The organism is Streptomyces sp. NPDC052225, assembly GCF_040679615.1.
Lineage (GTDB): Bacteria > Actinomycetota > Actinomycetes > Streptomycetales > Streptomycetaceae > Streptomyces.
In genome coordinates this window covers 330,299-356,286 of record NZ_JBFAVD010000005.1, presented here as the reverse complement: position 1 = coordinate 356,286, position 25,988 = coordinate 330,299, and the positions used below count along the sequence as shown (strand labels likewise).

Sequence of the window (25,988 nt, the reverse complement as noted above, 5' to 3'; positions counted from 1 at the left end):
GACCAGCCCCCACCGTGCGGTCAGCCGACCAGGACCCGCAGGTCGACGGAGTCGGCCAAGGCCTTCAGCCCCGCATCCCCGGGATGCAGATGATCCCCGCTGTCGAACTCCGGGCGCATCCGCGAAGGATGCGCCGGGTCACGCAGCACCGCGTCGAAGTCGAGCACCCCGTCGAACCCCGAACCCGCCCCGCGCACAAACGAGTTCACGGCAGCCCGCTCCGCATCGGCGGCAGCCGTGCACAGCGCCTCTCCCTCGCACGGAGTGATCGTCGCCCCGATCACCCGCAGCCCCCGCGCGTGCGCCCGCGCCGCGATCTCCCGCAGCCCCGCAACCACCTGCTCGGCGCTCGCGCCCCACCGCACGTCGTTGATGCCCTGGAACACCACGACGGTCCGGGCCGACGTCTGGGCCAGCACATCCCGGTCCAGGCGGTGCAGCGCGCTCACCCCGCCCGTGTCGGTCGAGATCCCGTCGCCCACGTACCGGTCGGTGGCGACCTTGTTCGCCGAGATGCCCTGGTTCAGGACCCCGTAGCGCGGCACCTCGGACTGGGCGAGCAGGCGCGTCGCGAGCACGTTCGGCCAGCGGTGGTTCGCGTCCTGCGTCGACTTCACGCCGTCCGTGATCGAGTCGCCGAGCAGCACGACGGAGCCCGGGCCGCCCCCGACGTCGACGCCGGTCAGCAGCGGCCAGTACGAGATCGTGGACGTGTAGGCCGTGCCCTGCGCGTCACCGGCGTGGTCCCCGGGCTCGCTCACGTACGAGCGCTGGATGGCCTGGCTGTGCACGGGCGCCGCGGCGACCGGCTCCGGCAGATGGAAGCTGACCAGGAGGTTCGCGTCCGCGGGTACGTCGAAGTCCAGCGGATCGCTGAACGCCTGCGCGCCGGCCGGGAGTTGGGTCCCGGCGGCGCCACGGAACGTCAGCGGCACCGGGTTCCCGCGCGCCGCCGCCCCCGACTCCTGCACCGCCACCGACGCGCTCCCGATCCGTACCGGCGTCGATGCGAAGGTGTTGTCGAGCCGGACGCGTACGCGCGGTCCGCCCGTGCTCGTGTGCACGACGAGCCGCACCGTGCGGTCGGCCCACGGGCCCACCGTCGTATAGCCGGCCGTGGACGCCGACCAGGTCCCCGTCCAGCCGGTGGTGCGCGCCCGCACGGACAGCGCGAACACATGCAGTGCGGCCCCGCTCTCCGGTGCCTTCGGCAGCTCGACCGACGTGATCCGGCGACCCGTGCGCACCGGCACCGTCACCACGTACAGCCTGGTCCTCTCGGTGAGTTGGCCGTCCGGTGTGTTCCGGTGCGGCAGCGCGACCGACTTCGTCGCGAGCGGTCCGGTGCGCCAGTCGGGGGCGGTCAGCGTGTACGCGGAGCGGGTCCCGTCCGCGTACCGCACGACGCCCGCCCCGCCGGCGTCCCCGCCGGTGCCCGCCACCAGGAAGGCGAGGGCGTCGCCGCTCCCGCTCACCCGGACCCGCTGTCCGTTCGCGGCCACGTTGTCGTCGCCGGTTCCGGCCGTCCGCGGCCACGTCAGGCGCGCCCGGTCAACTCCCAGGCTCCGCCCGGGGGTCCAGCCCGCGGCCGTCAGGTCCTGCGCGGACAGCGAACCGCCCGCGCCGTCGAAGTCCGCCTCGCCCGGGGCCCGGTCGTCGCTGACCGCCCGGTTGTCGAAGAGCCGCTCCAGGGGGAGCGGCTCGGATCTGCCGGGGGCCGCGTGGGCCGTGCCCCCTGGCGCGAGGCCCGCGCAGACGGCCAGTAGGACGGCGGCTGTTCCCCAGGTACGTCGGCGCAAGGCCGGCTCCCTCCATCGTGCGGCTGACGAGACAGGTGCGCCATGAACGTAGGGAGGGGGCGGGAACGCGTCAATGAGCCGCGTATGAAGCGAGGGGGAACTCCCCGCGAACCCCGCGCCGCGACGTGGCCCGCGCGCCTGTGGTGCGCGGCCCGGCGCGGATGCCAGTCTGTGCGGTATGAAGATCCCTTTCGTGGGTAATTGGCGCAAGAAGCACGGCCCCGCCTTCGGCGTCGCGGTGTTCGGCGAGGGCGGCGACGCGGGTGACGGCACGGACGGAGGTCTCGCCGAACTCCTCTCCGAGTGCGAGCTGTTGCGCTCCCAGGCGGAGGACGCCGGGGTCGAACTCGACGACTCCGTACGGTCGTTGGAGGCGCTCGACCAGCTGGTGCCGCGCTGGCGCGAGGACGAGGACGTACTGCACTGGCTCGGCAACGACGCGGGGCTCTACCTCGGCACCGTCCTCGTGCACCACGCGCCCGGCGCCGCATGGGTGATCTGGCCCAACGGGCAGCCGGTCGTACGCCTTGCGTCCGGGCGCGAGATCGACGTCGTGGAGGCGGGCCACGCCTGGGCCGTGAGCGGCGCCCCCGAGCTCTCCCAGTTCTACGCGGAGGCCGCCGAATCGTAGGCCCGTGGCCAGGAACGCCGTTGAGCCGCAAATACGGTTAATGGCCATAAGTGCGTGTCGTCGGTTAAGTCCCATATCAGCGTGGATAGTTTGCGCGGACCGACACAGCTGAGAGTGGGCAGGGACTGCCATGGCCGTCGATCCGTTGATCGAGCTGCGTGACGTGAACAAGTACTACGGGGAGCTGCATGTCCTCCAGGACATCAACCTCACCGTCGGCAAGGGGGAGGTGGTCGTGGTCATCGGCCCTTCGGGGTCGGGCAAGTCGACGCTCTGCCGGACGATCAACCGTCTGGAGACGATCGAGTCCGGGTCCATCCGGCTCGACGGGCAGCCGCTGCCCGAAGAGGGCAAGGCCCTGGCGCAGCTCCGCGCCGAAGTGGGCATGGTCTTCCAGTCCTTCAACCTCTTCGCGCACAAGACCGTACTCCAGAACGTCTCCCTGGCGCAGGTGAAGGTCAGGAGGCGCAAGAAGGACGAGGCGGACAAGCGCTCCCGTGAACTCCTCGACCGGGTCGGACTCGCCGCCCACGCCGACAAGTTCCCCGCGCAGATGTCCGGCGGCCAGCAGCAGCGCGTGGCCATCGCCCGCGCCCTCGCCATGGACCCCAAGGCCCTGCTCTTCGACGAGCCGACGTCCGCGCTCGACCCGGAGATGATCAACGAGGTCCTCGAGGTCATGCAGCAACTCGCGCGCGACGGCATGACGATGGTGGTGGTCACCCACGAGATGGGCTTCGCCCGCACCGCCGCCGACCGGGTCGTGTTCATGGCGGACGGGAAGATCGTCGAGGACCGTGCCCCCGAGGACTTCTTCACGCACCCCGAGAGCGAGCGCGCCCGGGACTTCCTCTCCAAGATCCTCAAGCACTGACGGGGGAGTGAAGCACCTGATGATCGCCAAGTCGCTGCGGCTGCTCGCCGCGCTCCTCGTGACGGCCGTCGCCGCCACCGCCTGCGGCAAGGAGGGCAGCCCGCCGGTCAAGGGCCCGTCCGCCGCCGAACTCCCCACGTACCAAGTGGCGCAGGGCTTTTCGCTGCCCGACTCCCCGACGTGGAAGAAGGCGAAGAAGCGCGGCCACTTCGTGGTCGGCGCCAAGGAGGACCAGCCGTACCTCGGGGAGAAGAACCCCGCCAACGGCGTCTACTCCGGCTTCGACATCGAGATCGCCAAGATGGTGTCCGCCTCGCTCGGCCTCGACCCGAAGAAGATCGCCTTCAAGACGATCGCCTCGGCGAACCGCGAGACCGCCCTCCAGAACGGGCAGATCGACTACTACGTCGGCACGTACACCATCAACGACAACCGCAAGAAGCTCGTCGGCTTCGCCGGCCCCTACTTCATGGCCGGCCAGTCGCTGCTCGTGCGCAGCGACGAGAACGACATCCACGGCCCGGGCGACCTCGCGGGCAAGCGGGTCTGCTCGGCGGCCGGCTCCACCCCGTACCAGCGGATCCAGGCCGACTACCCGAAGGCCGAACTCGTGGCGTACGACACGTACTCGATCTGTGTCGACAACCTGCTGACCTACCAGGTCGACGCGGTCACCACCGACGACGCGATCCTGCTCGGCTTCGCCGCCAAGGCGCCCGACGAGCTGAAACTGGCGGGCAAGCCGTTCTCCGAGGAGCCGTACGGCATCGGCGTACCGCGCAAGGACAACGCGCTGCGGTTCGCCATGAACGACGCCCTGGAGGCCCGCCAGAAGAACGGGGACTGGAAGAAGGCGTTCGAGGCCACCCTCGGACTGTCCGGAGAACCCGCCCCGACGCCGCCGCCCATCGACCGCTACCCGGCGAGCTGAGGAGCGTCACGTGAACGTTCTGACCGACAACATCTCGACGTACTGGGAAGGCTTCCTCGGTACGGTCGAACTCACCGTCTACGCCTCGGTCCTGGCGCTCGTCCTCGGGTTCGTCATGGCCTCGTTCCGGGTCGCGCCCGTCGGCTCCTTCCGCGCTTTCGGCACGGCCTGGGTCACGGTGCTGCGCAACACCCCGCTGACGCTGCTGTTCTTCGCCGTGCTGCTCGGCCTGCCGCGCTTCGGACTCGTGCTGCCGTTCACCGTGTTCGCGGTGCTCGCGCTCGGCTGCTACACCTCGGCGTTCATCTGCGAGGCGCTGCGCTCCGGCATCAACACCGTCCCCCGCGGGCAGGGCGAGGCGGCGCGCAGTCTCGGGATGACGTTCAGCCAGACCCTGACCAACGTGATCCTGCCGCAGGCCTTCCGGTCCGTGATCCCGCCCGTCGGCTCGACGCTCATCGCGCTCGCCAAGAACTCGGCGATCGCGGGCGCGTTCAGCGTCACCGAGCTGCTCGGCACGTACAAGACGCTCAGCGAACTCGGCTACAACATCATCTGGACGTTCGTCTGGATCGCGCTCGGCTATCTCGTCATCACGCTCGCCATCAGCGCGCTCTTCAACGTCCTCGAGAAGCGCTGGGGAGTCGCCCGATGAAAGCCCTCGACCGCTCCGCGACCGCGCTCTACGACATCCCGGGCCCGAAGACCGAGCGCCGGCACAGGATCTACGGCCTCGTCTCCACGCTCGCCGTGCTCGGGATCGCCGCGTGGATCCTGTATCTGCTCTTCGACACCGACCAGTTCACCTCCACCAAGTGGATGCCCTTCGAGTACAAGGGCATCCAGGAGCTGTTGCTGCGCGGGCTCGGGAACACGCTGAAGGCGTTCGCCATCGCGGCCGCGCTCTCCCTCGTCCTCGGGACGCTGCTCGCCGTCGGGCGGCTGTCCGACCACCGTCCCGTGCGCTGGATCTCGACACTGTTCGTGGAGTTCTTCCGCGCGATGCCGGTCCTCGTGATGATCTTCTTCATCTACGTGGCCCTCAAGGTCGAGCCGCTGCCCGCGCTGGTCGCCGGGCTGACGCTCTACAACGGCTCCGTGCTCGCCGAGGTGTTCCGCTCCGGCATCAACTCCGTGGAGCGCGGGCAGCGGGAGGCCGCGTACGCGCTCGGAATGCGCAAGACGCAGGTCATGACGCATGTGCTGGTGCCGCAGGCGGTACGGGCCATGCTGCCGGCCATCATCAGCCAGCTGGTGGTCGCCCTGAAGGACACGTCGCTCGGCTATCTCATCACCTACGAGGAGTTCCTCCACGCCGGGAAGCTCATCGCGTCGAACCTCGACTACGATTTGCCCTTCATCCCCGTGGTGATGGTGATCTCGCCGATCTACATCGGGATGTGCATGTTGCTGTCGTGGTTCGCCCAGTGGGTGGCCAAGCGTCAGCGGCGCAATCCCAAGACGGAGGCGGCGGATGTCGCGCCTGCCGAACCCGGGACGCTGCTGCCAGGAGTGCAGTAGCCGAAAAGCATGGGCAGTCCCCGCCCAGCAGCCGGAGATCACTGCCCGCGTCCGCGGGCGGAAGGTCAGCTGTGCACGGGGTGGGACGCGCCTGCTTGCCGAGGCCGAGCGGGCCCTGGTCGCATTCGTACGCGACGGGGGCACCGCTCTCCTTGGTTTACGGGCTCCTTGTCCTCCGGGCTACTTGGCGCGGTGCGACGTGCGGGCCGCGGCCGGCGCGGGGAGCGGGGTCTGGGCGGCCTTCGTGACGTCGGCGACGAGCTCGACGACGTCGGGGCCGTACGCCCCCGAGTTGACCACCTTCAGGAGCAGCACGAACGAGCTGTTGCCGTGCTTGCGGGCGAGGCGCTCGTGGTGGCGGGCGAGATAGCGGGTCGCCGCCTGGTTGGTGATGGGGAGCTGGCCGCAGAAGAGGAAGACCGGTCTCGCCTCCTTGGCCTCGCCGGCGGTCAGCCGGGCCAGGACCACGTACTCGGTTCTGCCGGGCTCCAGGCGGTAGCGCTCGGTGCCGATCTGGAACGCGCCCCGGTCGGGGCCCGGTTCCGGGTCGCTGTTCACGCGGATCCCGGGCAGCAGGCTCACCATGTGCGCCGCCATCCGGCGGTTCGAGGCGGGACCGCCGACGCAGAACTCCGTGCGCTCGCCGAAGCCCTGCTGCGCCGTGTCGTGGGCGACGACCTGGGCGTGGGCGCCGCAGTCCTTGATGAGCGCGGAGAGTTCGAGCAGCGCGAAGACGTCGTGGCGCTTCACTGTCAGCTCGGGGCCGCCCGCGTCGCGGTTCACCACGAGCAGCGACTCCGAGTTGTCGGGCAGCCCGAAGAACGCCTGCTTCCTGCGGAGCTTCCGCTTCCACAGGTAGGTGCGGGCGAGCCAGCCCAGCGCGGCGCTGATGCCCGCTGCGATCAGGCCGAGGACGATGTTGCGCACGTCTTCAGTCATGGGGGCGCACTCTAGCCAACCGGCGCACCGGTGTTCGAGGGGGTCCTGACGGCCCGGGGAAGTCAAGTTACGCTGCGCAGACGGCTGTTGACCGGAGGTACTGATGAGACGTTCAGTTGGGCGGAATCTGTCGTTGTGCGCCGCTGTGGCGACCATGGTGACGGTCGGGGCGGCCGCGCCCCCTTCCTCCGCTTCCACTCCGCAGAAGGTGCCTGTCGCCGTCGGGTACGGCGGCGCCGTGGCCAGCGTCGACGCCGACGCCTCCGCCGCCGGGATCGAGGTGCTGCGCAAGGGAGGCAACGCCGTGGACGCCGCCGTCGCCACCGCCGCGGCCCTCGGCGTCACCGAGCCGTACTCCTCCGGGATCGGCGGAGGCGGCTATTTCGTCTACTACGACGCCAAGACCCGCTCCGTGCACACCATCGACGGCCGGGAGACCGCGCCGCTGACGGCCGGCTCCGACCTGTTCCTGGAGAACGGCAAGCCCCTCGCCTTCAACGACGCCGTGACCAGCGGCCTGAGCGTCGGCACACCGGGTACGCCGGCGACCTGGCAGTCCGCGCTCGACGCGTGGGGCAGCAAGCGGCTCGGCTCCGTCCTGGCACCGGCCGAGCGCCTGGCGCGGGACGGGTTCACGGTCGACGACACGTTCCGCTCGCAGACCGCGGCGAACGAGGCCCGCTTCCGGAACTTCCCCGACACGGCGAAGCTGTTCCTGCCGGGCGGGCAACTGCCCGTCGTCGGCTCGACGTTCAAGAACGCCGACCTCGCGCGCACGTACGCGGAGCTGGGCAGCAAGGGTGTCGGGGCGCTGTACCGCGGGGACATCGGCAAGGACGTCGTCGCCACCGTCAACAAGCCGCCGGTGGACCCGGGTTCGGGCTATCTCGCGCGCCCCGGGAAGCTGTCGGCGAAGGACCTCGCGGCCTACACCGCCAAGTATCAGGCCCCGTCCAAGACGTCGTACCGCGGGCTCGGTGTCTACTCGATGGCGCCGTCCTCGTCCGGTGGCACGACCGTCGGCGAGGCCCTCAACATCCTGGAGCACACCAACCTGTCGAAGGCGTCCGACGTCCGCTACCTGCACCGGTTCATCGAGGCGAGCCGGATCGCGTTCGCCGACCGGGGGCGCTGGGTCGGCGACCCCGCCTTCGAGGACGTACCGACGAAGCAGCTCCTGTCGCAGAAGTACGCGGACTCGCGGGAGTGCCTCATCAAGGACGACGCGGTGCTGACCAGCCCGGTGGCGCCCGGCGATCCCCGGCACCCGGGCAGGTGCGGTGAGGCGGGGGACAAGGCCGCTCCGACGACGTTCGAGGGCGAGAACACCACCCATCTGACCGCCGCCGACAAGTGGGGCAACGTCGTCGCGTACACCCTCACCATCGAGTCGACCGGCGGCAGCGGCATCACCGTGCCGGGCCGCGGCTTCCTGCTCAACAACGAACTGACCGACTTCTCCTTCGCGCCCGCCAACCCGGCCGTCCACGACCCGAACCTGCCGGGTCCGGGCAAGCGGCCGCGCTCGTCGATCTCGCCGACCATCGTGCTCGACAAGGCGCACAAGCCGGTCGTGGCGCTGGGGTCGCCCGGCGGGGCCACCATCATCACCACCGTGCTGCAGACCCTGACCGGGTTCCTCGACCGGGGCCTGCCGCTCGTCGACGCGATCGCGGCGCCGCGCGCCAGCCAGCGCAACGCCGCGCAGACGGAGCTCGAACCCGGCCTCTACGACAGTGCGCTGCGAGGCGAGCTCGAAGCCATCGGGCACTCCTTCAAGCCGAACCCGGAGATCGGTGCCGCGACCGGTGTGCAGCGGCTGCCGGGCGGACAGTGGCTCGCCGCCGCCGAGAAGGTGCGGCGCGGCGGGGGCTCGGCCATGGTGGTGCAGCCCGCCAAGTGACCGGCTCAGCCCCGGGGATGCATCCCCGGGGCTGATGTCCGCCCGCACCCGTCCTCGTACGCTCACCTGCATGAACTCGACATCGTCCTCTCGCGGTGTCGCCGCCGGGTTCGGGCTCGCCCTGTACCCGTTCGTGCTGACGCTGCCGTTGTTCGCGGCCCAGGACGCGGGTCCGGTCGTGCGCGCCGTACTGGTCGCCTTCACCGCTGTCCTCCTGGTGGGGGTGGTGCGGCGGACGCCGCTGCTCGGGCTCGCGGTGATCCTGCTCGGCACGGTGATCGCGGTCGGCTCCATTCCGTCGGCCGTGCGGGGGGACTACGACGCACGACAGGTGATGCTCTTCGCGTTCGTGTCGGCCGACGTGGCGCTCGGGTACCTCGTCGCGGCCCGGCCGCGGCCGCAGTGGATCACCGGGGCTGTGCTGTCCGCGCTCGTCCAGGCCGTGACCATCGCCGGATTCGCGCACGCGTCCGTCCTCGGCGCGTGGACCATGGCGCTGCTCGCCCTCCTCGTCTCCTGCATGATCGGGCTGCTCGGCCGGGAGCGGCGCGAGCACGCCGGTGCCCTGCGCGCACGGGAGGTCACCGAGGCCGTCACCGCCGAACGGCTGCGCATAGCAAGGGAGTTGCACGACATGGTCTCCCACAGCATCGGCGTCATCGCCATCCAGTCCGGTGTCGCGAGTCGCGTCATCGAGACCCAGCCCGCAGAGGCGCGCGCCGCCCTGGAGGCCATCGAGGCGACCAGCCGCGAGACCCTGGCGGAACTGCGCCGCACCCTCGTCTCGCTGCGCAAGGCGGAGCCGGGCGCCGAGGCGCCGCTCACCCCGGGCGGCGGGCTCGGTGACCTCGACCGGCTGACGCGGGACGCCGGCGTCGACGTAGAGGTGACACGGAAGGGGACGGAGCGCGCGCTGCCGCACGACGTCGACCTCGCCGCGTACCGGATCGTCCAGGAGTCGCTGACCAACGTGGTGCGGCACGCGGGCGTCGACGCGTGCCGGGTCCTGGTCTCCTACGGTGACGACGAACTGTGCCTGGAGATCGTCGACTCCGGCGCCGCGGCGTCGGTTACGGTGCCCGGCATGGGGATCACGGGGATGGCCGAACGGGTGAGTCTGCTGGGCGGGGAGTTCGACGCGGGGCGGCGGCCCGGGGGCGGGTTCCGGGTGACGGCGCGCATCCCGCTGTCGGGAGCGGCGCGATGACCGTACGAGTGCTGCTCGTCGACGACCAGCCGCTAGTCCGCTCCGGGCTGCGGGTCCTCATCGCGGACACGGACGACCTGGAGGTCGTCGGCGAGGCGGGCGGCGGCGCCGAGGCCGTCGACCTGGCCGCGCGGCTGCGGCCCGACGTCGTCGTGATGGACATCCGGATGCCCGGCATGGACGGCATCGAGGCGACCCGGCGGATCGTCGCGCAGGACGGCGAGACGGTACGCGTCCTCGTCCTGACCACCTTCGACGAGGACGACTACGTGTACGGGGCGCTGCGCGCCGGAGCCAGCGGGTTCGCCGTGAAGGACATGGCGCTCGACGACATCCTGGCGGCCGTGCGCGTGGTCGCCGCGGGCGACGCCCTCATCGCGCCCGGCGTGACCCGGCGCCTCATCGCCGACTTCGTGGGGCGGCCGGGGCCCGTCGCGGCCCGCTCGCCCCGCCCCGTCGAGTCGATCACGGAACGTGAGCGCGAGGTGCTCACGCTGGTCGGGCTCGGCCGGTCGAACCAGGAGATCGCCGAGGAGCTCTTCATCAGCGTGGCCACCGCCAAGTCCCACGTGGCCCGGCTCTTCACCAAACTGGACGCCCGCGACCGGGTGCAACTGGTCATCACCGCATACGAGTTGGGGCTCGTGGCGCCGTCGCGCTGAGTCCTTCGTGGGCCGGTGCCCGCTCGGGCTGCCTCGTGCGTCCCCGCCCATCCGCTCACATCGGTCCGAACGCCGGATGCCGTACGCCCATGGGGTGTACGGCATCCGGTGTGTCGGGGCGCGGATACGCCGTCGGCGGGCGGGCTGCCGCGACGCTCGCTGGCGGAACCCCACCGTCCCCAGGAGGACTGCATGGCCCTCGCCCCCGCCCTGCGTGCCGCAGCGGCGCTCTCCGTCGTGGCCCTCGCCGCCGGTGCGTGCTCGACGGCGGAGCCCGAGAACATCCCCGAGGTCTCCGGCGCGTTCGGCAGCCGACCGACGATCACGGTCCCGGACCGTCCGGCGCCGGAGCAGGCCCGGACGAAGGTGCTGCGCGAGGGCACGGGCGCGGAGGTGAAGCGGGGCCAAGTGGCCGTGACCGACGTCGAGATGAAGATCTGGGAAGGCGACAGGAAGCTCATGTCGTCCTGGGGGCTGCTCCAGCCGGCGACCGTCTCCTTCGAGGATGAGCACGTCTCGCGCGGCTGGAGTCAGGCGCTCGTCGGCCGCAGGGGCGGCAGCCGCGTCCTGACGGTCACCCCGTCGACCGGCGGCTTCGGCCCGCACGGTGCGGCGCCCGCCCGGGTCGGCCCGACCGATCACATGGTGCTCGTCTTCGACCTGATCGGCGGGTACGGCGTCGACCAGCGGGTGCTGGAGGGCAAGCAGGTGACCGGCAGCGCGCGGGCCACGCCGAAGGTCGCGTTCAAAGGCCCGAAGAACCTTCCCCACGTGGGCAGTTGGGGCCCCGAGCCGCGACGGGTCGGCGTGCACACGCTCGTCGAGGGCAAGGGCCCCGTCCTGGGTGAACAGGATGTCGCCGTCGTGCAGTACGCGACCTGGATCTGGGGTCAGGACAAGCCGTACCGCATCACGTACGCGGCCACGGGACCCAGCGGGATGCTCGTGAACCGGGAGGCCGTGCCGCCGGGGGTGTACGAGGCGCTGCGCGGCACGCGTGTGGGCTCCCGGCTCCAGATCGCCGTGCCCGCCCAGTACCGAAAGGGCTTCAAGATGACCAAGGGCGGGATCGCCGCCCCGGCCGAGCACCCGATCTTCTGGGTCGTGGACGTCCTCGACCGCCAGGACCGCTGACCCCGTCAGAGGGCGGTGAGGATCCGGGGCCCCTCGTCCGTGATCGCCACCGTGTGCTCGGCGTGGGCGGCGCGCGAGCGGTCGTTCGTGCGCAGCGTCCAGCCGTCCGCCGCCTCGTGGTAGTCGTCCTTGCCGCCGGCGATCAGCATCGGCTCGATGGCGAGGACCATGCCGTGGCGCAGCGGCATGCCGCGGCCCGCGCGTCCCTCGTTCGGCACCGGCGGGTCCTCGTGCATCTGCCGGCCGATGCCGTGCCCGCCGAAGTCCTGCGGGATGCCGTAGCCGCCGGCGCGGCCGACCGTGCCGACGGCGTGCGCGATGTCGCCGATCCGGTTGCCGACGACTGCCGCCGCGATCCCGGCGGCCAGCGCTCGCTCGGCCGTCTCGATGAGCGTCAGGTCCTCCGGGCGGGGCGTGCCCACCGTGAAGCTGATCGCGGAGTCGCCCGCCCATCCGTCGAGCTGCGCGCCGCAGTCGATCGACACGAGATCGCCGTCGCGCAGCCGGTAGCCGTCCGGGATGCCGTGCACGATCGCGTCGTTCACGGAGGCGCAGATCACCGCCGGGAAGGGGGTCGGTGCGAAGGAGGGGCGGTAGCCGAGGAACGGGGACGTCGCGCCCGCCTCGCGCAGCACGTCGCGTGCCACCTCGTCCAGGTCGAGCAGGCTCACGCCCACGGCCGCGTGCTTGCGTGCGGCGGCCAGGGCCTGCGCCACCACGCGGCCCGCCTCCCGCATCGCGTCGATCGATGTGTTCGTCTTCAGTTCCACCATGCCAATAACTATACCGGTATTTGAATCCGGTATAGAAACCCGGTACGGGAACCCGGTATGAGAATCCGGTATAGGAATCGGCTCCTCGGGTACACTGGGCGCATGGTCCGAACCCCCTTGACACCGGAAGAGCGCGAACGCGGCGAGCACCTCGGGCAGTTGCTCCGCGAGGCGCGCCAGGGTCGCAGCATGACCGAGGTGGCCGCCGGTGCGGGGATCTCCGTCGAGACGCTGCGGAAGATCGAGACGGGGCGGGCCCCGACCCCGGCGTTCTTCACCGTCGCCGCCCTCGCCCGTGAGCTGGGCCTGTCGATGGACGACCTCGTCGTGCGGTGCGCACTGGTGCCTGCCTGAGGTGCTGGCTGTGCGGCCGTGTGCCACCCCGGAAAACTGCGCGTAGCAGCGTCGTAACACACGGGGTGTTTCCTTCCGGAGCGTAAGGCTCCAAGGCGTGGGGGAACGGCGGCGGCGCGTGACGGACGTAGGACAACTCCCGGCTGCGGTGCGGGAGTTCGCGGCATACCTGCAAGGAATCCTCGCCCGGGTCGACCAGGGCGCCGGCTGGTGCGGCGTGTTCTGGCAGCGCGACCCCGAGGGCATGACGGCCTGTCTCGACGGGCGTGAGGTGCCGCCCTGGGACGTGGTGGACTCCCTGCTCAGGGACCTCGCGGCCGCGCACGGCCCCGAGCGGGCCGAGCGCGAGGGCCTGCGGGCGCGAGCCCTGCACCGGGCGGCCGCGCGCGCCTACGACGACGGTCCCGGCGGCCGCGCGGCCCTCGCCGACCGGATCGACGTCATGACCCGCGAGCAGCGGCACGCCACCGAACGCCGCCAGGAACTGACCCGCCGCCTCGACGCGGCGACCTCGGCGGAGGAGGCGGACGCCGCCCGCCTGGACCTTGCGTGGGTGCGGGACGACCATGAACGCGCGACGGCACGGCTGGCCGAACTCCGGTCGAGGCTCCGGGACGTGGAGGCGGTCGAGGCGGCCCCCTCAGGTGTGCGGGGGACTGCGCGCCCTGCCGCGAACGACCCGCAGCCGCCGGTGGCACCGCAACCGGGCAGACGCCGACGCCGAGGCGGCGCCCGCTTCGCCGGACTCCCGACGGACGAAGCCTCCCGGCCCGCAACTCCCGCCCCCGCACCGGACGTTGCGGCCACCCCGCGCGGGGCGCGTTTCGCAGGCGGCGGCATCGACGAGACCCCGACGGCACAGCCCCCGCCCGTGGTGGACGCCCGGGCCCACCAGGACGTGGCCGCGGCGATCCGCACCCTCCTCCGCCTCCGCGCCGCAGGCCGCAGCGGCGAGGCCCACGGCGTCCTCGTCGACGCCGTGCACGGCCCCGCCGCCCGCCTCCCGCTGCTCGCCGCCGAACTCCAGCGCGCCGGGCTCGGCGCCGACTGGGCCACCCTGCTGTGGGAGGCGGCGTCGCTGCCGCCGGAGCGGCTCGTCGCCGCGGCGGACGCGCTGACCGCGGCGGGCAGGACCGCCGACGCCGAACAGGTCCTGCGCCAGGGTGTGGGCCGCCCGCCCGAGCAGATCGGCGCGGCGGTCGGCCGGCTCGACGCCGAAGGGCGGCACCGCGAGGCCCGCGTGCTCCTCGACACGTACGTCCGCAGCCGCACCCCCGAGGAGGCGGCCCGCAGCGCCGAGGCCGACCCGGCCCGGCTCGTCCCGCTGATCACGGAGGCGGCGCTGCGCGTCTCCGACGAGCGCTACTGGGACGTGGTGCACGCGCTGCGCGTCGCGGGTCTCACCGCCTGAGCCGCCCGCGGTCACCCGGCCGGGTGCGAAACGCGATCGATTCAGCGGGTTAACGACGATGGTCTTGGCAAGCCTTCCGGGTGGGCTTACGTTCGTCCCTCTACGACCCGGTCTACGGGCGTAGAGGATCAGGCAAAGGAGCGGCTCATGGCCCACGTCGTACGCGCCGCACTCGTCCAGGCCACCTGGACGGGCGACACCGAATCCATGATCGCCAAGCACGAGGAGCACGCGCGCGAGGCCGCCCGGCAGGGGGCGAAGGTCATCGGGTTCCAGGAAGTCTTCAACGCCCCCTACTTCTGTCAGGTCCAGGAGCCCGAGCACTACCGCTGGGCGGAGCCCGTCCCGGACGGGCCGACCGTGACACGCATGCGTGAACTCGCCCGCGAGACCGGCATGGTGATCGTGGTGCCCGTCTTCGAGGTCGAGCAGTCCGGCTTCTACTTCAACACGGCCGCTGTGATCGACGGCGACGGCTCGTACCTCGGCAAGTACCGCAAGCACCACATCCCGCAGGTCAAGGGGTTCTGGGAGAAGTACTACTTCAAGCCGGGGAACGCGGGCTGGCCCGTCTTCGACACCGCCGTCGGCAAGGTCGGCGTCTACATCTGCTACGACCGCCACTTCCCGGAAGGCTGGCGGCAGTTGGGCCTGAACGGCGCGCAGCTCGTCTACAACCCGTCCGCCACGAGCCGCGGTCTGTCCGGCTATCTGTGGCAGCTGGAGCAGCCCGCCGCGGCCGTCGCCAACGAGTACTTCGTCGCCGCGATCAACCGCGTCGGCGTCGAGGAGTACGGCGACAACGACTTCTACGGCACGTCCTACTTCGTCGACCCGCGCGGCCAGTTCGTCGGCGACGTCGCGAGCGACAAGGAGGAGGAACTCCTCGTCCGCGACCTGGACTTCGGGCTCATCGACGAGGTGCGTCAGCAGTGGGCGTTCTACCGGGACCGCCGCCCCGACGCCTACGAGGGCCTCGTCCAGCCGTAGCCGTATTCGTACCGACGCTTGGAACAGCACGTCAGAGCCGTGATCGACGAAGGGACGCCGCAGCCGTGATGACCCCCAACCGCGCCTCTCTGCAAGCCCGCCACCGCTCCGTCCTGCCGGACTGGCTCGCCCTGTACTACGACGAGCCGATCGAGATCACGCACGGTGAGGGACGCCATGTGTGGGACGCCGACGGGAAGAAGTACCTCGACTTCTTCGGCGGCATCCTGACGACGATGACGGCGCACGCGCTGCCCGAGGTGACCAAAGCGGTCAGCGAGCAGGCGGGCCGCATCATCCACTCCTCGACCCTCTACCTGAACCGGCCGATGGTCGAACTCGCCGAGCGCGTCGCGCAGTTGTCCGGCATCCCCGACGCCCGCGTCTTCTTCACCACGTCCGGCACCGAGGCCAACGACACGGCGCTGCTGCTCGCGACCGCGTACCGCCGCTCGAACCAGATCCTGGCGATGCGCAACAGCTACCACGGCCGCTCCTTCACCGCGGTCGGCATCACCGGCAACAAGGGCTGGTCGCCGACGAGTCTGTCCCCGCTCCAGACGCTGTACGTGCACGGAGGCGTCCGCAGCCGTGGCCCGTACGCTGCGCTGTCCGACGCCGAGTTCATCGACGCGTGCGTCGCCGACCTGCGCGACATGCTCGGCCAGACGCGCGGCGTCGCGGCGCTGATCGCCGAACCGGTGCAGGGCGTCGGCGGGTTCACCGCCCCGCCGGACGGTCTGTACGCGCGCTTCCGCGAGGTCCTCAAGGAGGACGGCATCCTGTGGATCTCGGACGAGGTGCAGACCGGCTGGGGGCGGACCGGCGAGCACTTCTGGGGCTGGCAGGCGCACGGGCAGTCCGGGCCGCCGGACATCCTCACCTTCGCCAAGGGCATCGGCAACGGCATGTCGATCGGTGGGGTCGTGGCGCGTGCCGACGTCATGAACTCCCTCGACTCCAACTCCATCTCGACCTTCGGCGGCTCCCCGATCACGATGGCGGCGGGCAACGCCAACCTCTCGTACCTCCTGGAACACGACCTCCAGGGCAACGCGCGCCGGGTCGGCGGCCTGCTCATCGAGCGGCTGCGGGCCGTCGCGGCGGGCGCCGCCGCCGTACGGGAGGTGCGCGGCCGGGGCCTCATGATCGGCGTCGAACTGGTGCGGCCGGGCACGGACGAGGCGGCGCCCGATGCCGCCGCGGCCGTCCTGGAGTCCTGTCGCGAGCAGGGCCTCCTGATCGGCAAGGGCGGCGGCCACGACACGAGCGTCCTGCGGATCGCGCCGCCGCTGTCCCTGACGGTGGCGGAGGCGGAGGAAGGCGCGGCGATCCTGGAGCGGGCGCTGCGAGAGGTCTCGTAACCGGTGCTCGCGGCGACGGGTCCCGAACACGCCCTGTCCGTACGGCAGATACTCGCCCTGGAGCGGATCGCCGCGGGGGAGCCCGAGGTGGTCGCGGGGGCCGGCCACCTCGACCGGCCCGTGCGCTGGGTCCACGTCGCGGAGGCCGCGGACGTCGGAGTCATGCTCAGCGGCGGCGAGATGGTCCTCACCACGGGTGTGCTGCTCGCCGGTGACGCCCGCGTCCGCACCGAGTACATCAGGTCGCTGCACCGCGCCGAGGCCTCCGCGCTCGTGCTCGGCCTCGGCCGGGCCTTCCCGGCGCCGCCCGACGACATGCGGCGCGCCGCCGAGCGGTACGGCCTTCCGATGGTGGTGCTGCACCGGCCGTTCCCGTTCGCGGAACTGACCGAGGAGGTCCAGTCGCGGCTCGTACGGCGGAAGTTCGCCGCCGTCAGCCTGTCCGAGGGGATCAGGACCGCGCTCACCGGCCTCATCACGGCGGGCGCCCCGCTCCAGCGGCTGCTCGACGAGGTCGCCGCGCACAGCGCCTGCCCGGTCGTCGTCACGAACCTCGCCCACCGGGTCCTCGCCACGGCGGGGGAGCACCCCGCCGTGGACGACGTGCTGCGCGACTGGGACCGGATCGCCCGCCGCCCCGGGGGAGTCGACGGCGAGGGCTGGGTCGCCGCCGACCTCGGCGGGCGCGGGGAGCGCTGGGGCTCGGTCGTGCTCTGCGGCTACCGCGGCGACAGCGCGTCCGGGCGGCTGCTCGCCGACCGTGCCGCCGAGGCCCTCGTCCTGCACCGGATGCTCGCCGGCTCCGCCGTGAGCTGGGAGGAGCAGTCCGCGCAGTGCCTCCTCGCCGACCTGGTCTCCGGCGTCGTGCCCGCGCGCCAGCTCCTGCCCCGGGCGCGGGCGGCGGGCCTCCCGGTGAACCGGCGCACCTTCGTCCCCCTCGTCGTACGCGACGGCGAACCGGCCCAACTCGACCGTGTGCGGCGCCTGTTGGGCCTGTCCGGGCTCGTCGCCGAACTCGCCGAGCACTCCACCGCCGTGCTGCTCAGCCTGGCCCGCGACCAGGCCGCGGAACCCCTCGCCGCGCACTTCGCGGCCCGGCTGCGCGCCGAGACCGATACGCCCGCCGTCGTCGCCGCCGGGCCCGCCTGCGCCGGCTGGGAGGACGTGCCCGCGGGGCTGCGCGAGGCGCTGCACGTCGCCGACGCCGTCGCCGGGGCGCCGCCCGACCTGCCGGCCGTCGTCCGCCTCGGTGACGTACGACTGCGGGGCCTGATGCGGCTGCTGCGCGACGACCCGCGCGTACAGGCCTTCGCGCAACGGGAGCTGGACGGGCTGCTGTACGCGGACGAGGCCGCCGACGACCTCCTCCCCGTCCTGCGCACCTATCTCGCCACGGGCCGCAACAAGTCCCGCACCGCCGTGCTCCACCACATGAGCCGGCCCGCCCTCTACCGGCGCCTGGAGGCCATCGAAGCGCTGCTCGGCGTCGACCTCGACGACTTCGAGCAGGCCGCGTCCGTGCACATCGCCCTGCTCGCGCACGACGCGCAGACCGGCGCGTGACACCGTGCAACGCAGGGCGCCCAGGGACGTGACACGGTGCGACTCGGCCACGGACACGGCCGGTTCCTATCGTCGTGGACACACCGCGCACCCCCTGAGTCGGAGGTCCCGATGAGTTCCGTGATCCGCGCCGCGATCTTCCAGACCGCATGGACCGGCGACAAGGAATCCATGATCAAGGTGCACGAACAGGCCGTTCGTGACGCCGCCGCGCAGGGCGCCCAAGTCCTGTGCTTCCAGGAGCTGTTCTACGGCCCGTACTTCTGCCAGGTGCAGGACCCGGCCTTCTACGAGTACGCCGAGGCGATCCCCGAGGGGCCGATCGTCCAGCGCTTCCAGGAGCTGGCCCGCGAGCACCACATCGTCCTCGTCCTGCCGATGTACGAGGAGGAGCAGCCCGGCGTCCTCTACAACACGGCCGCCGTCATCGACGCCGACGGCAGCTACCTCGGCAAGTACCGCAAGACCCACATCCCCCAGGTCAAGGGATTCTGGGAGAAGTTCTACTTCCGTCCGGGCAACTCCGGCTGGCCGGTCTTCGACACCGCCGTCGGCAAGATCGGCGTCTACATCTGCTACGACCGGCACTTCCCCGAGGGCTGGCGCGCGCTCGGCCTCGAAGGAGCGCAGATCGTCTTCAACCCGTCGGCGACCAGCCGCGGCCTGAGCCGCTACCTCTGGCAGCTGGAGCAGCCCGCCGCGGCCGTCGCCAACGAGTACTTCGTCGGAGCCATCAACCGCGTCGGCGTCGAGGAGTACGGAGACAACGACTTCTACGGAACGTCGTACTTCGTCGACCCCGAGGGCCAGTTCGTGGGTGAGGTCGCCGACGACAAGGCGCCCGAACTCGTCGTCCGCGACCTCGACATGGCCAAGCTGCACGAGGTCCGCGACCGCTGGCAGTTCTACCGGGACCGCGCCCCGCAGGCGTACGAGCCCCTGACCCGCCCGTAAGACCGCCGTACTTCTGGAGGAGAACATGAGCGCCGTCCGTACCGTCATCCGCGGCGGTCTCGTCGTCACCGCCGCCGACGAGATGCACGCCGACGTCCTCATCGAGGACGGCCGTGTGGTGGCCCTCGCGGCCAGTGGCAGCGACACCGCCGCGTCCTGGACGGACGCGCGCACCATCGACGCGAGCCAGAAGTACGTCATCCCGGGCGGTGTCGACGCCCACACGCACATGGAGATGCCGTTCGGCGGCACGTTCGCCGCCGACACCTTCGAGACCGGGACGCGGGCCGCGGCCTGGGGCGGCACGACGACGATCGTCGACTTCGCGATCCAGAGCGTGGGGCGTTCGCTGCGCGAGGGCCTCGACGACTGGTACGCGAAGGCCGACGGCCGGTGCGCGATCGACTACGGCTTCCACATGATCGTCTCCGACGTCAACGACGAGACGCTCAAGGAGATGGACCTGCTGGTGGGGGAGGGGGTCACGTCCTTCAAGCAGTTCATGGCGTACCCCGGCGTCTTCTACTCCGACGACGGGCAGATCCTGCGCGCCATGCAGCGGGCCGGCGAGAACGGCGGGCTGATCATGATGCACGCCGAGAACGGCATCGCGATCGACGTCCTCGTCGAACAGGCCCTCGCCCGCGGCGAGACCGACCCCCGCTACCACGGCGAGGTCAGGAAGGCGCTCCTCGAAGCCGAGGCGACGCACCGCGCGATCAAGCTGGCGCAGGTCGCCGGCGCCCCGCTGTACATCGTGCACGTCTCCGCGCAGGAGGCCGTGGCCGAACTGGCGCGGGCGCGGGACGAGGGTCTGCCGGTCTTCGGCGAGACCTGCCCGCAGTATCTGTTCCTGTCGACGGACAATCTGGCGGAGCCGGACTTCGAGGGCGCGAAGTACGTGTGCTCGACGCCGCTGCGGCCCAAGGACCATCAGGCGGCCCTCTGGCGTGGCCTGCGCACCAACGACCTCCAGGTCGTCTCGACGGACCACTGCCCGTTCTGCTTCACGGGGCAGAAGGAGCTCGGCCGCGGCGACTTCTCGAAGATCCCCAACGGGATGCCCGGCGTCGAGAACCGCATGGACCTCCTGCACCAGGCGGTCGTCGACGGGCACATCTCGCGGCGGCGCTGGATCGAGATCGCGTGCGCCTCGCCGGCCAGGATGTTCGGCCTGTACCCGAAGAAGGGCACCATCGCGCCGGGCGCCGACGCCGACATCGTCATCTACGACCCGCACGCCGAGCAGGTCGTCAGCGCCGAGACCCACCACATGAACGTCGACTACTCCGCGTACGAGGGCAAGCGCCTGACCGGCCGGGTGGAGTCCGTCCTCTCGCGCGGCGAACTCGTCGTCACCGAGCGGGAGTTCACGGGCCGCGCCGGGCACGGCACGTACACGCCGCGTGGCATCAGTCAGTACCTGAACTGAACGAGCAAGGGGAACATCATGGACTTCGGACTTGTGCTGCAGACCGACCCGCCCGCCTCCGGGGTCGTGGAGTTGATGAAGCGCGCGGAGGGGGTCGGGTTCACGCACGGGTGGACGTTCGACTCGTGTGTGCTGTGGCAGGAGCCGTTCGTCATCTACAGCCGGATCCTCGCGGAGACGGAGCGGCTGATCGTGGGCCCGATGGTCACGAACCCGGGCACGCGGACGTGGGAGGTGACCGCGTCCACCTTCGCCACGCTCAACGACATGTACGGCAACCGGACGGTGTGCGGCATCGGGCGCGGTGACTCCGCGATGCGGGTGGCCGGGCGCACGCCCAACACGCTGGCCCGGATCAGCGGGGCGATGAAGGTGATCCGGGCGCTCGGGCGCGGCGACGAGGCGGACCTCGGCGGCACGGTGGTGCGCTTCCCCTGGGTGCGCGAAGGCGCCGAACTCCCGGTGTGGATGGCCGCGTACGGGCCCAAGGCGCTGAAGATGACCGGCGAGGAGGCGGACGGCTTCATCCTCCAGCTGGCCGACCCGTTCCTGACGCAGTGGATGGTGCAGGCGGTGCGGGACGCGGCGGTCGCGGCCGGCCGGGACCCGTCGGACGTGAAGATCTGCGTCGCCGCGCCCGCGTACGTCACGGAGGACGACTCGCCGGAGGCGCTCGCGCACGCCCGGGAGCAGTGCCGCTGGTTCGGCGGGATGGTCGGCAACCATGTCGCCGACCTGGTGTCCAAGTACGGCGCTCACTCCGGGATGGTGCCGGACGCGCTGACCGACTACATCAAGGCGCGCGAGGGCTACGACTACGCGCACCACGGGCGCTCCGGGAACCCGGACACGGCGTTCGTCCCGGACGAGATCGTCGACCGCTTCTGCCTGATCGGCCCGGCCTCGGCGCACATCGAAAAGCTGCGTGCGCTCAAGGAGTTGGGCGTCGACCAGTTCGCGATCTATGCGATGCACGACGCGAAGGAGAAAGTCATCGACGCGTACGGGCAGGACGTCATCCCCGTCCTCGGCGCATGACCGCAGATTTAGCAACACCAGTTTCCTGCACGGCAGTTCACGGCTACCGCACGGCCGCCATCCCTCGTTCCCCTCCCTAGAACGGACTGCCTCATGACCGACACCGCCCCCTCGCACATACCACCGTCCGCGCAAGTGACCCTGCCCGACGGCCGGGTCGAACTGGCTCCGGGCGCGCCCGCGCCGAGCGGGGCCTACGCCAACGAGGATCTGCTGCCGGTTCCGGCGGCGAAGCGCACCTGGACGACGTACAACTTCTCCGCCCTGTGGGTGGGCATGGCCCACAACACCGCGTCCTGGACCCTCGCGTCCGGGCTGATCGCGGTGGGCATGGACTGGAAGCAGGCGGTGCTCACCATCGCCCTGGCCAATGTGATCGTGCTGGTGCCGATGCTGCTCACCGGGCATGCGGGACCCAAGTACGGGATCCCGTTCCCGGTGTTCGCACGGGCCTCGTTCGGGGTGCGCGGCGCCAACTTGCCTGCGGTGGTACGGGCGTTGGTGGCGTGCGGCTGGTTCGGGATCCAGACGTGGATCGGCGGCGAGGCGATCTTCTTCCTCGCCGGGAAACTGATCGGCAGCGGGTGGAGCGACGCCGGGAAGATCGGCGGGTACGCGTGGACGATGTGGCTGTCGTTCGCGCTGTTCTGGGTGCTTCAGGTCGCGATCATCTACCGGGGCATGGAGACGATCCGCCGCTTCGAGAACTGGGCCGCGCCGTTCGTCATCGTCGGCGCGCTGGTGATGCTGGTCTGGATGAGCGACAAGGCGGGCGGTTTCGGCCCGCTGTTCGACCAGCCCTCCAAGCTGGGCTGGGGCGCCGACTTCTGGAAGCTGTTCTGGCCGTCGCTGATGGGCATGATCGGGTTCTGGTCGACGCTGTCGCTGAACATCCCCGACTTCACCCGCTACGGCAAGAGCCAGAAGGCGCAGATGTGGGGCCAGGGACTAGGTCTTCCCACCACGATGACGCTGTTCGCGTTCCTGTCGGTGATGGTGACCTCGGGTTCGCAGGCGGTGTACGGGGAGCCGATCTGGGACCCGGTGCAGCTGGCGGCGAAGACGGACAACGTCGTGGGTCTGTTGTTCGCTCTGGTCACGGTCCTGGTGGCGACGCTGTCGGTGAACATCGCGGCGAACCTGGTCTCGCCGGCCTTCGACTTCTCCAACGTGGCGCCGCGCAAGGTGAGTTTCCGCGCGGGCGCGCTGATCACGTGCGTGCTGGCGGTGCTGATCTTCCCGTGGAAGCTGTACTCGGACCCGCAGGGCTACATCTTCACGTGGCTCGGCCTGGTGGGCGGCCTGCTCGGCACGGTGGCGGGCATCCTGATCGCGGACTACTGGATCCTGCGCCGTGGCCGGCTCGACCTGGGCGATCTGTATCGGGCGGGCGGCCGGTACTGGTACCAGGGCGGGTGGAACTGGCGGGCGGTGGTGGCCTTCGTGGTCGGCGGCGTCCTGGCCATCGGCGGTGCCAGCTTCAAGCCGCTCATCGACGGACGCCCGATCCCGGCGCTCGAGCCGCTGGCGGATTATGGGTGGGCGGTGGGGCTCGGGGCCTCGACGGTTGTGTATCTGGGGTTGATGGCGGCCAGGCGGCGCGGCTGAGTTGCGGCGACCCGGGGAGGGCCCGTCGCGTCGGCCGACCACCGGTCAGCAGGCAGGGTTCTCCCCTCGGGCGTCGGTCCAGGTGCTGCTGGTCGCGAAGTACGTGTCGTAGAGCTCCTGGACGTCCAGAAGGCGCTCGGGCGGGGCCTTGCCGTAGGCGATGCGTTCGAGGTGCCGGAAGTGTGCGCTCGACTCCAACGGCTGCCCGCCGCATTACAGTTGGCGCCCTCAAGGAGCGGAGGGGGCCCGTTGGGGCTGGAGATCGAGAGCAGGCCGTCGGAGCTGCCGTACATCGAGCGGGTGTGGCGCAGCCGTAGCGACGCAGTGGGTCGCATGACGTCGATCGCGGCAGCGCACTGGGAGCTCGTCTTCTGGGAGCACCGAGGGCAGGTCCAGGCGGCCGTCATGGGCCCGGAACCCAGGGCATGCCCGGCGCCCGTCCCCGAGGACGCCACGTTCTTCGGCATCAGCTTCGCCCTGGGCACCTCGATGCCGCACATTCCGATCGGCCGGCTCGTGGGCAGCGGCGCGGAGATACCCGATGTGACGCGGCGCTCCGTCTGGCTGAAGGGCTCTGCCTGGCACCCGCCCGATTACGACAACGCGGAGGCGTTCGTACGGCGCATGGTGCGCGAAGGCATCGTGGACTGCGATCCGATCGTGCCCGCCGTGCTCGACGGTGCTGCCCCCGGTGTCTCCGAGCGCACCCTCCAGCGCCGCTTCGTCGCGGCGACGGGCCTCACCCGGGGCGCCATCCGCCAGATCCACCGGGCCCGTGAGGCGGCGGTACTGATCCAGGAGGGTGCGCCGGCCCAGGACGTCGTGCACCGCCTCGGCTACTTCGACCAGCCGCATCTGGCGCGGTCCTTGACCCGGTACATCGGCCGGACCGCCACCGGCCTGAGCCGCCCGGCCGGGACCGAGCCGCTGTCGCTTCTGTACAAGCCCTCGTCCTCGATGCCCGCGTAGGTTTCCCGGCGTGCCGACAAGCGTCGGCCGGTCATCACGGAGGAATCATGCGCAAGGTCGTTTCGAGTCCGTTCATCTCGCTCGACGGTGTCGTCCAGTCGCCGAACGAATGGCAGTTCGCCTTCGACGAAGAGATGGGCGCCGTGCTGGGGAAGGCGCTGGAAACGGCGGACACGATTCTGATGGGCCGGGGGACGTTCACCGAGTGGGCCGGGTACTGGCCGACGGTGACCAGCGGCGAGGACGCCGGTTTCGCCAAGTGGATCAACGATTCGCCCAAGTACGTCGTCTCCTCCACGCTGGACAGCGTCGAGGACTGGGCCAACAGCACGCTCATCAACGGTGATCTGGCGACCGCGATCGAGAAGCTCAAGGCGGGCGACGGCAAGGACATCACCGTCGCGGGCAGCCCGACGCTGGTTCGTTCGCTGCTGGAACTGGATCTGCTGGACGAACTGGTGCTGTTGATCCACCCGGTGGTGGCCGGCGAAGGCCGCAGGAAGCTGTTCGCGGACGACGCCGCTCTGAAGAAGCTGGAGCTGGTGAGCGCGGAGCCCACCAGTAGCGGAGTGATCATCGCGACCTACCGTCCGGTGCGCTGAGCGCTGGACCCTCCCGGGCCGTTCCCGAGCCTGCGCGTCACGTGCGGGCGCCTGATGCGTCATCAACTCTCCCTGGCCTGCACCTACTTCGTGAAGACGAGTGACACGTTGTGTCCGCCGAACCCGAACGAGTTGGAGAGTGCGGCGGACCACTGACCGGTGCGCCGCTCGCCGCGCACCACGTCGAGGTCCACGCGCGGGTCGAGCGCGTCGAGGTTGCGAGTGGCAGGGAGGGCGCCCTCCCTGAGGGCGAGGAGGGACGCCAGGGCGCCGACCGCGCCGGAGGCGCCCAGCATGTGGCCGGTCATGGACTTCGTCGCCGTCACCGCGGCGTGGTCGCCGACCGCCCGGCGGATCGCCTCGGCCTCCGCCAGGTCGCCGGACTCGGTCGACGTGGCGTGGGCGTGGACGACGCCGATGTCCGCGGGGCTCAACTGCGCGTCACGCAAAGCCAGTTGAATGGCACGGTCCTGGCCGTTCGCGTCGGATGCCGTGATGTGGTGCGCGCTGGAACCCACCGCGCTGCCGGCCAGCGTGCCGTAGGAGCGAGCCGCGCGGGCCTCGGCGAATCCGGCGCGCTCGAGCACCATCATCCCCGCGCCTTCGCCCATCACGAATCCGGAGCGCGCGACGTCGAACGGGCGCGACACCCCCTCCGGGTCGTCGGAGCGCGTCGACAGGGCCTTCATCTGGGCGAACGCCGCGAGGGTGAACGGGTGCAGACAGGCCTCCACCCCGCCGGCGAGGACCACGTCCGCCCGGCCCGCGCGGATCAGGTCCTGCCCGAGCGCCAGGGCCTCCGCCCCGGACGAGCACGCGCTCACCGGGGTGCGGGCGCCACCCTTCGCGCCCAGGTCCATGCTCACCCAGGCGGCGGGGCCGTTGGGCATCAGCATCGGGACCGTGAACGGCGAGACCCGACGGATCCCGTCGCGTTCGAACACGTCGTCCTGCCCCAGCGTGGAGAGCATCCCGCCGGTCCCCGTGCCGATGACGACGGCGAACCGCTCCGGCTCGACCTCGGGAGCGCCGGCGTCCCGCCACGCCTCGCGCGCGCTGAGGACGGCGACCTGCTCACCCCGGTCCAGCTTCCTCGCCTCCGCCCTCGGGAGCAGTCCGGCCGGGTCCACGGTGAGCCCCGCCGCGACATGCACCGGCAGGCCGTCGGCCCACTCCTCCTCCAGGAGCCGCACCCCCGACTTGCCGTCGAGCAGCCCCGACCACGTCGACGGCGCGTCGGATCCCAGCGGCGTCATCGCACCGACGCCGGTCACCAGGACGCGATCGTTCCGGGTCATACGAGCCTCCTTGGATGGCACGCGATTGTTC

The 25,988-nt window shown here is 71.0% G+C and carries 24 protein-coding genes and 1 pseudogene; 20 read left to right on the top strand and 5 right to left on the bottom strand.

Annotation, left to right across the window (positions count from 1 at the left end):
- Positions 1 to 20 precede the first annotated feature (20 nt).
- The gene (locus tag AB0L37_RS10990; RefSeq protein WP_365502693.1) at positions 21 to 1,799 is read right to left on the bottom strand and encodes an SGNH/GDSL hydrolase family protein; all 1,779 of its coding nucleotides are present in this window, start codon (positions 1,797 to 1,799) and stop codon (positions 21 to 23) included.
- 178 nt (positions 1,800 to 1,977) lie between these two features.
- Here AB0L37_RS10990 and AB0L37_RS10985 point away from each other — a divergent pair, with 178 nt between their 5' ends.
- From AB0L37_RS10985 to AB0L37_RS10965, 5 genes are all read left to right on the top strand, one after another.
- Positions 1,978 to 2,430, top strand: a complete 453-nt coding sequence (locus AB0L37_RS10985) for a DUF6278 family protein (protein WP_365502691.1) — start codon at positions 1,978 to 1,980, stop codon at positions 2,428 to 2,430.
- A 130-nt stretch (positions 2,431 to 2,560) separates the two neighbouring features.
- Positions 2,561 to 3,304 carry an amino acid ABC transporter ATP-binding protein gene (locus AB0L37_RS10980; protein WP_365502689.1) on the top strand — a complete coding sequence of 248 codons (744 nt, stop codon included), beginning with the start codon at positions 2,561 to 2,563 and terminating at the stop codon, positions 3,302 to 3,304.
- Positions 3,305 to 3,323: 19 nt separating this feature from the next.
- The gene (locus AB0L37_RS10975; RefSeq protein WP_365502687.1) at positions 3,324 to 4,235 is read left to right on the top strand and encodes a glutamate ABC transporter substrate-binding protein; all 912 of its coding nucleotides are present in this window, start codon (positions 3,324 to 3,326) and stop codon (positions 4,233 to 4,235) included.
- Positions 4,236 to 4,245: 10 nt separating this feature from the next.
- Entirely contained in the window at positions 4,246 to 4,890 is a 645-nt protein-coding gene (locus AB0L37_RS10970) for an amino acid ABC transporter permease (RefSeq protein ID WP_365502684.1), read from the top strand.
- Positions 4,887 to 5,756 (top strand): amino acid ABC transporter permease, encoded by an 870-nt coding sequence (locus tag AB0L37_RS10965; protein ID WP_365502682.1) that lies wholly within the window; start codon positions 4,887 to 4,889, stop codon positions 5,754 to 5,756. The genes AB0L37_RS10970 and AB0L37_RS10965 overlap by 4 nt, the downstream gene beginning before the upstream one ends.
- Before the next feature lie 180 nt (positions 5,757 to 5,936).
- Here the strand turns inward: AB0L37_RS10965 and AB0L37_RS10960 are convergent, their stop codons facing one another.
- A complete protein-coding gene (locus tag AB0L37_RS10960; protein ID WP_365502680.1) occupies positions 5,937 to 6,695 on the bottom strand; it encodes a hypothetical protein in 759 nt (252 codons plus the stop codon).
- A 103-nt stretch (positions 6,696 to 6,798) separates the two neighbouring features.
- On the opposite strand from AB0L37_RS10960, the gene ggt reads away from it, so the two are divergent.
- From ggt to AB0L37_RS10940, 4 genes are all read left to right on the top strand, one after another.
- Positions 6,799 to 8,598, top strand: a complete 1,800-nt coding sequence (ggt, locus tag AB0L37_RS10955; RefSeq protein ID WP_365502678.1) for a gamma-glutamyltransferase — start codon at positions 6,799 to 6,801, stop codon at positions 8,596 to 8,598.
- Between the two features lie 70 nt (positions 8,599 to 8,668).
- Entirely contained in the window at positions 8,669 to 9,805 is a 1,137-nt protein-coding gene (locus AB0L37_RS10950) for a sensor histidine kinase (RefSeq protein WP_365502676.1), read from the top strand.
- Positions 9,802 to 10,467, top strand: coding sequence for a response regulator transcription factor (locus AB0L37_RS10945; protein WP_365502674.1), 666 nt, complete (start codon positions 9,802 to 9,804; stop codon positions 10,465 to 10,467). The genes AB0L37_RS10950 and AB0L37_RS10945 overlap by 4 nt, the downstream gene beginning before the upstream one ends.
- A gap of 192 nt (positions 10,468 to 10,659) precedes the next feature.
- Positions 10,660 to 11,601 (top strand): FKBP-type peptidyl-prolyl cis-trans isomerase, encoded by a 942-nt coding sequence (locus AB0L37_RS10940; RefSeq protein WP_365502672.1) that lies wholly within the window; start codon positions 10,660 to 10,662, stop codon positions 11,599 to 11,601.
- 5 nt (positions 11,602 to 11,606) lie between these two features.
- Here the strand turns inward: AB0L37_RS10940 and map are convergent, their stop codons facing one another.
- A complete protein-coding gene (map, locus tag AB0L37_RS10935) occupies positions 11,607 to 12,374 on the bottom strand; it encodes a type I methionyl aminopeptidase (RefSeq protein WP_365502670.1) in 768 nt (255 codons plus the stop codon).
- Positions 12,375 to 12,476: 102 nt separating this feature from the next.
- On the opposite strand from map, the gene AB0L37_RS10930 reads away from it, so the two are divergent.
- The 9 genes from AB0L37_RS10930 (at position 12,477) to AB0L37_RS10890 (ending at position 23,088) form a co-directional block, all read left to right on the top strand.
- Positions 12,477 to 12,728: a helix-turn-helix transcriptional regulator gene (locus tag AB0L37_RS10930; RefSeq protein ID WP_365502668.1), complete on the top strand. Its 252-nt coding sequence runs from the start codon at positions 12,477 to 12,479 to the stop codon at positions 12,726 to 12,728.
- A 118-nt stretch (positions 12,729 to 12,846) separates the two neighbouring features.
- Positions 12,847 to 14,139: a hypothetical protein gene (locus AB0L37_RS10925; RefSeq protein ID WP_365502666.1), complete on the top strand. Its 1,293-nt coding sequence runs from the start codon at positions 12,847 to 12,849 to the stop codon at positions 14,137 to 14,139.
- 147 nt (positions 14,140 to 14,286) lie between these two features.
- Positions 14,287 to 15,129 (top strand): nitrilase-related carbon-nitrogen hydrolase, encoded by an 843-nt coding sequence (locus tag AB0L37_RS10920; RefSeq protein WP_365502664.1) that lies wholly within the window; start codon positions 14,287 to 14,289, stop codon positions 15,127 to 15,129.
- A gap of 68 nt (positions 15,130 to 15,197) precedes the next feature.
- A complete protein-coding gene (locus AB0L37_RS10915; protein WP_365502749.1) occupies positions 15,198 to 16,493 on the top strand; it encodes an aspartate aminotransferase family protein in 1,296 nt (431 codons plus the stop codon).
- A gap of 3 nt (positions 16,494 to 16,496) precedes the next feature.
- Complete coding sequence (locus tag AB0L37_RS10910; RefSeq protein WP_365502662.1) at positions 16,497 to 18,056, top strand: PucR family transcriptional regulator ligand-binding domain-containing protein; 1,560 nt, start codon at positions 16,497 to 16,499, stop codon at positions 18,054 to 18,056.
- A gap of 111 nt (positions 18,057 to 18,167) precedes the next feature.
- Positions 18,168 to 19,010, top strand: coding sequence for a nitrilase-related carbon-nitrogen hydrolase (locus AB0L37_RS10905; protein ID WP_365502660.1), 843 nt, complete (start codon positions 18,168 to 18,170; stop codon positions 19,008 to 19,010).
- A gap of 25 nt (positions 19,011 to 19,035) precedes the next feature.
- On the top strand, positions 19,036 to 20,442 hold the full coding sequence (hydA, locus tag AB0L37_RS10900; protein WP_365502658.1) for a dihydropyrimidinase: 1,407 nt from the start codon (positions 19,036 to 19,038) through the stop codon (positions 20,440 to 20,442).
- Positions 20,443 to 20,460: 18 nt separating this feature from the next.
- The gene (locus AB0L37_RS10895) at positions 20,461 to 21,480 is read left to right on the top strand and encodes a TIGR03842 family LLM class F420-dependent oxidoreductase (protein ID WP_365502656.1); all 1,020 of its coding nucleotides are present in this window, start codon (positions 20,461 to 20,463) and stop codon (positions 21,478 to 21,480) included.
- 93 nt (positions 21,481 to 21,573) lie between these two features.
- Positions 21,574 to 23,088, top strand: a complete 1,515-nt coding sequence (locus tag AB0L37_RS10890; protein ID WP_365502654.1) for an NCS1 family nucleobase:cation symporter-1 — start codon at positions 21,574 to 21,576, stop codon at positions 23,086 to 23,088.
- Between the two features lie 45 nt (positions 23,089 to 23,133).
- Here AB0L37_RS10890 and AB0L37_RS10885 read toward each other — a convergent pair.
- Positions 23,134 to 23,271: pseudogene (locus AB0L37_RS10885) on the bottom strand (cupin); the annotation flags it as partial.
- A gap of 150 nt (positions 23,272 to 23,421) precedes the next feature.
- Here AB0L37_RS10885 and AB0L37_RS10880 point away from each other — a divergent pair.
- Together AB0L37_RS10880 and AB0L37_RS10875 are read left to right on the top strand one after the other, a co-directional pair.
- On the top strand, positions 23,422 to 24,057 hold the full coding sequence (locus AB0L37_RS10880) for a helix-turn-helix domain-containing protein (RefSeq protein ID WP_365502652.1): 636 nt from the start codon (positions 23,422 to 23,424) through the stop codon (positions 24,055 to 24,057).
- 47 nt (positions 24,058 to 24,104) lie between these two features.
- Entirely contained in the window at positions 24,105 to 24,659 is a 555-nt protein-coding gene (locus AB0L37_RS10875; RefSeq protein ID WP_365502650.1) for a dihydrofolate reductase family protein, read from the top strand.
- Positions 24,660 to 24,742: 83 nt separating this feature from the next.
- On the opposite strand, the gene AB0L37_RS10870 is transcribed toward AB0L37_RS10875, so the two are convergent.
- Entirely contained in the window at positions 24,743 to 25,957 is a 1,215-nt protein-coding gene (locus tag AB0L37_RS10870; protein WP_365502648.1) for a beta-ketoacyl-[acyl-carrier-protein] synthase family protein, read from the bottom strand.
- Between the last annotated feature and the right edge of the window lie 31 nt (positions 25,958 to 25,988).

What these genes read in the sequence shown, in the direction of transcription:
- AB0L37_RS10985 (WP_365502691.1), top strand. Translation starts at nt 1,978, where the DNA reads ATGAAGATCCCTTTCGTGGGTAATTGGCGCAAGAAGCACGGCCCCGCC.
- AB0L37_RS10980 (WP_365502689.1), top strand. Translation starts at nt 2,561, where the DNA reads ATGGCCGTCGATCCGTTGATCGAGCTGCGTGACGTGAACAAGTACTAC.
- AB0L37_RS10975 (WP_365502687.1), top strand. Translation starts at nt 3,324, where the DNA reads ATGATCGCCAAGTCGCTGCGGCTGCTCGCCGCGCTCCTCGTGACGGCC.
- AB0L37_RS10965 (WP_365502682.1), top strand. Translation starts at nt 4,887, where the DNA reads ATGAAAGCCCTCGACCGCTCCGCGACCGCGCTCTACGACATCCCGGGC.
- AB0L37_RS10960 (WP_365502680.1), bottom strand. Translation starts at nt 6,695, where the DNA reads ATGACTGAAGACGTGCGCAACATCGTCCTCGGCCTGATCGCAGCGGGC.
- ggt (WP_365502678.1), top strand. Translation starts at nt 6,799, where the DNA reads ATGAGACGTTCAGTTGGGCGGAATCTGTCGTTGTGCGCCGCTGTGGCG.
- AB0L37_RS10950 (WP_365502676.1), top strand. Translation starts at nt 8,669, where the DNA reads ATGAACTCGACATCGTCCTCTCGCGGTGTCGCCGCCGGGTTCGGGCTC.
- AB0L37_RS10945 (WP_365502674.1), top strand. Translation starts at nt 9,802, where the DNA reads ATGACCGTACGAGTGCTGCTCGTCGACGACCAGCCGCTAGTCCGCTCC.
- AB0L37_RS10940 (WP_365502672.1), top strand. Translation starts at nt 10,660, where the DNA reads ATGGCCCTCGCCCCCGCCCTGCGTGCCGCAGCGGCGCTCTCCGTCGTG.
- map (WP_365502670.1), bottom strand. Translation starts at nt 12,374, where the DNA reads ATGGTGGAACTGAAGACGAACACATCGATCGACGCGATGCGGGAGGCG.
- AB0L37_RS10930 (WP_365502668.1), top strand. Translation starts at nt 12,477, where the DNA reads ATGGTCCGAACCCCCTTGACACCGGAAGAGCGCGAACGCGGCGAGCAC.
- AB0L37_RS10920 (WP_365502664.1), top strand. Translation starts at nt 14,287, where the DNA reads ATGGCCCACGTCGTACGCGCCGCACTCGTCCAGGCCACCTGGACGGGC.
- AB0L37_RS10915 (WP_365502749.1), top strand. Translation starts at nt 15,198, where the DNA reads ATGACCCCCAACCGCGCCTCTCTGCAAGCCCGCCACCGCTCCGTCCTG.
- AB0L37_RS10905 (WP_365502660.1), top strand. Translation starts at nt 18,168, where the DNA reads ATGAGTTCCGTGATCCGCGCCGCGATCTTCCAGACCGCATGGACCGGC.
- hydA (WP_365502658.1), top strand. Translation starts at nt 19,036, where the DNA reads ATGAGCGCCGTCCGTACCGTCATCCGCGGCGGTCTCGTCGTCACCGCC.
- AB0L37_RS10895 (WP_365502656.1), top strand. Translation starts at nt 20,461, where the DNA reads ATGGACTTCGGACTTGTGCTGCAGACCGACCCGCCCGCCTCCGGGGTC.
- AB0L37_RS10890 (WP_365502654.1), top strand. Translation starts at nt 21,574, where the DNA reads ATGACCGACACCGCCCCCTCGCACATACCACCGTCCGCGCAAGTGACC.
- AB0L37_RS10880 (WP_365502652.1), top strand. Translation starts at nt 23,422, where the DNA reads ATGACGTCGATCGCGGCAGCGCACTGGGAGCTCGTCTTCTGGGAGCAC.
- AB0L37_RS10875 (WP_365502650.1), top strand. Translation starts at nt 24,105, where the DNA reads ATGCGCAAGGTCGTTTCGAGTCCGTTCATCTCGCTCGACGGTGTCGTC.
- AB0L37_RS10870 (WP_365502648.1), bottom strand. Translation starts at nt 25,957, where the DNA reads ATGACCCGGAACGATCGCGTCCTGGTGACCGGCGTCGGTGCGATGACG.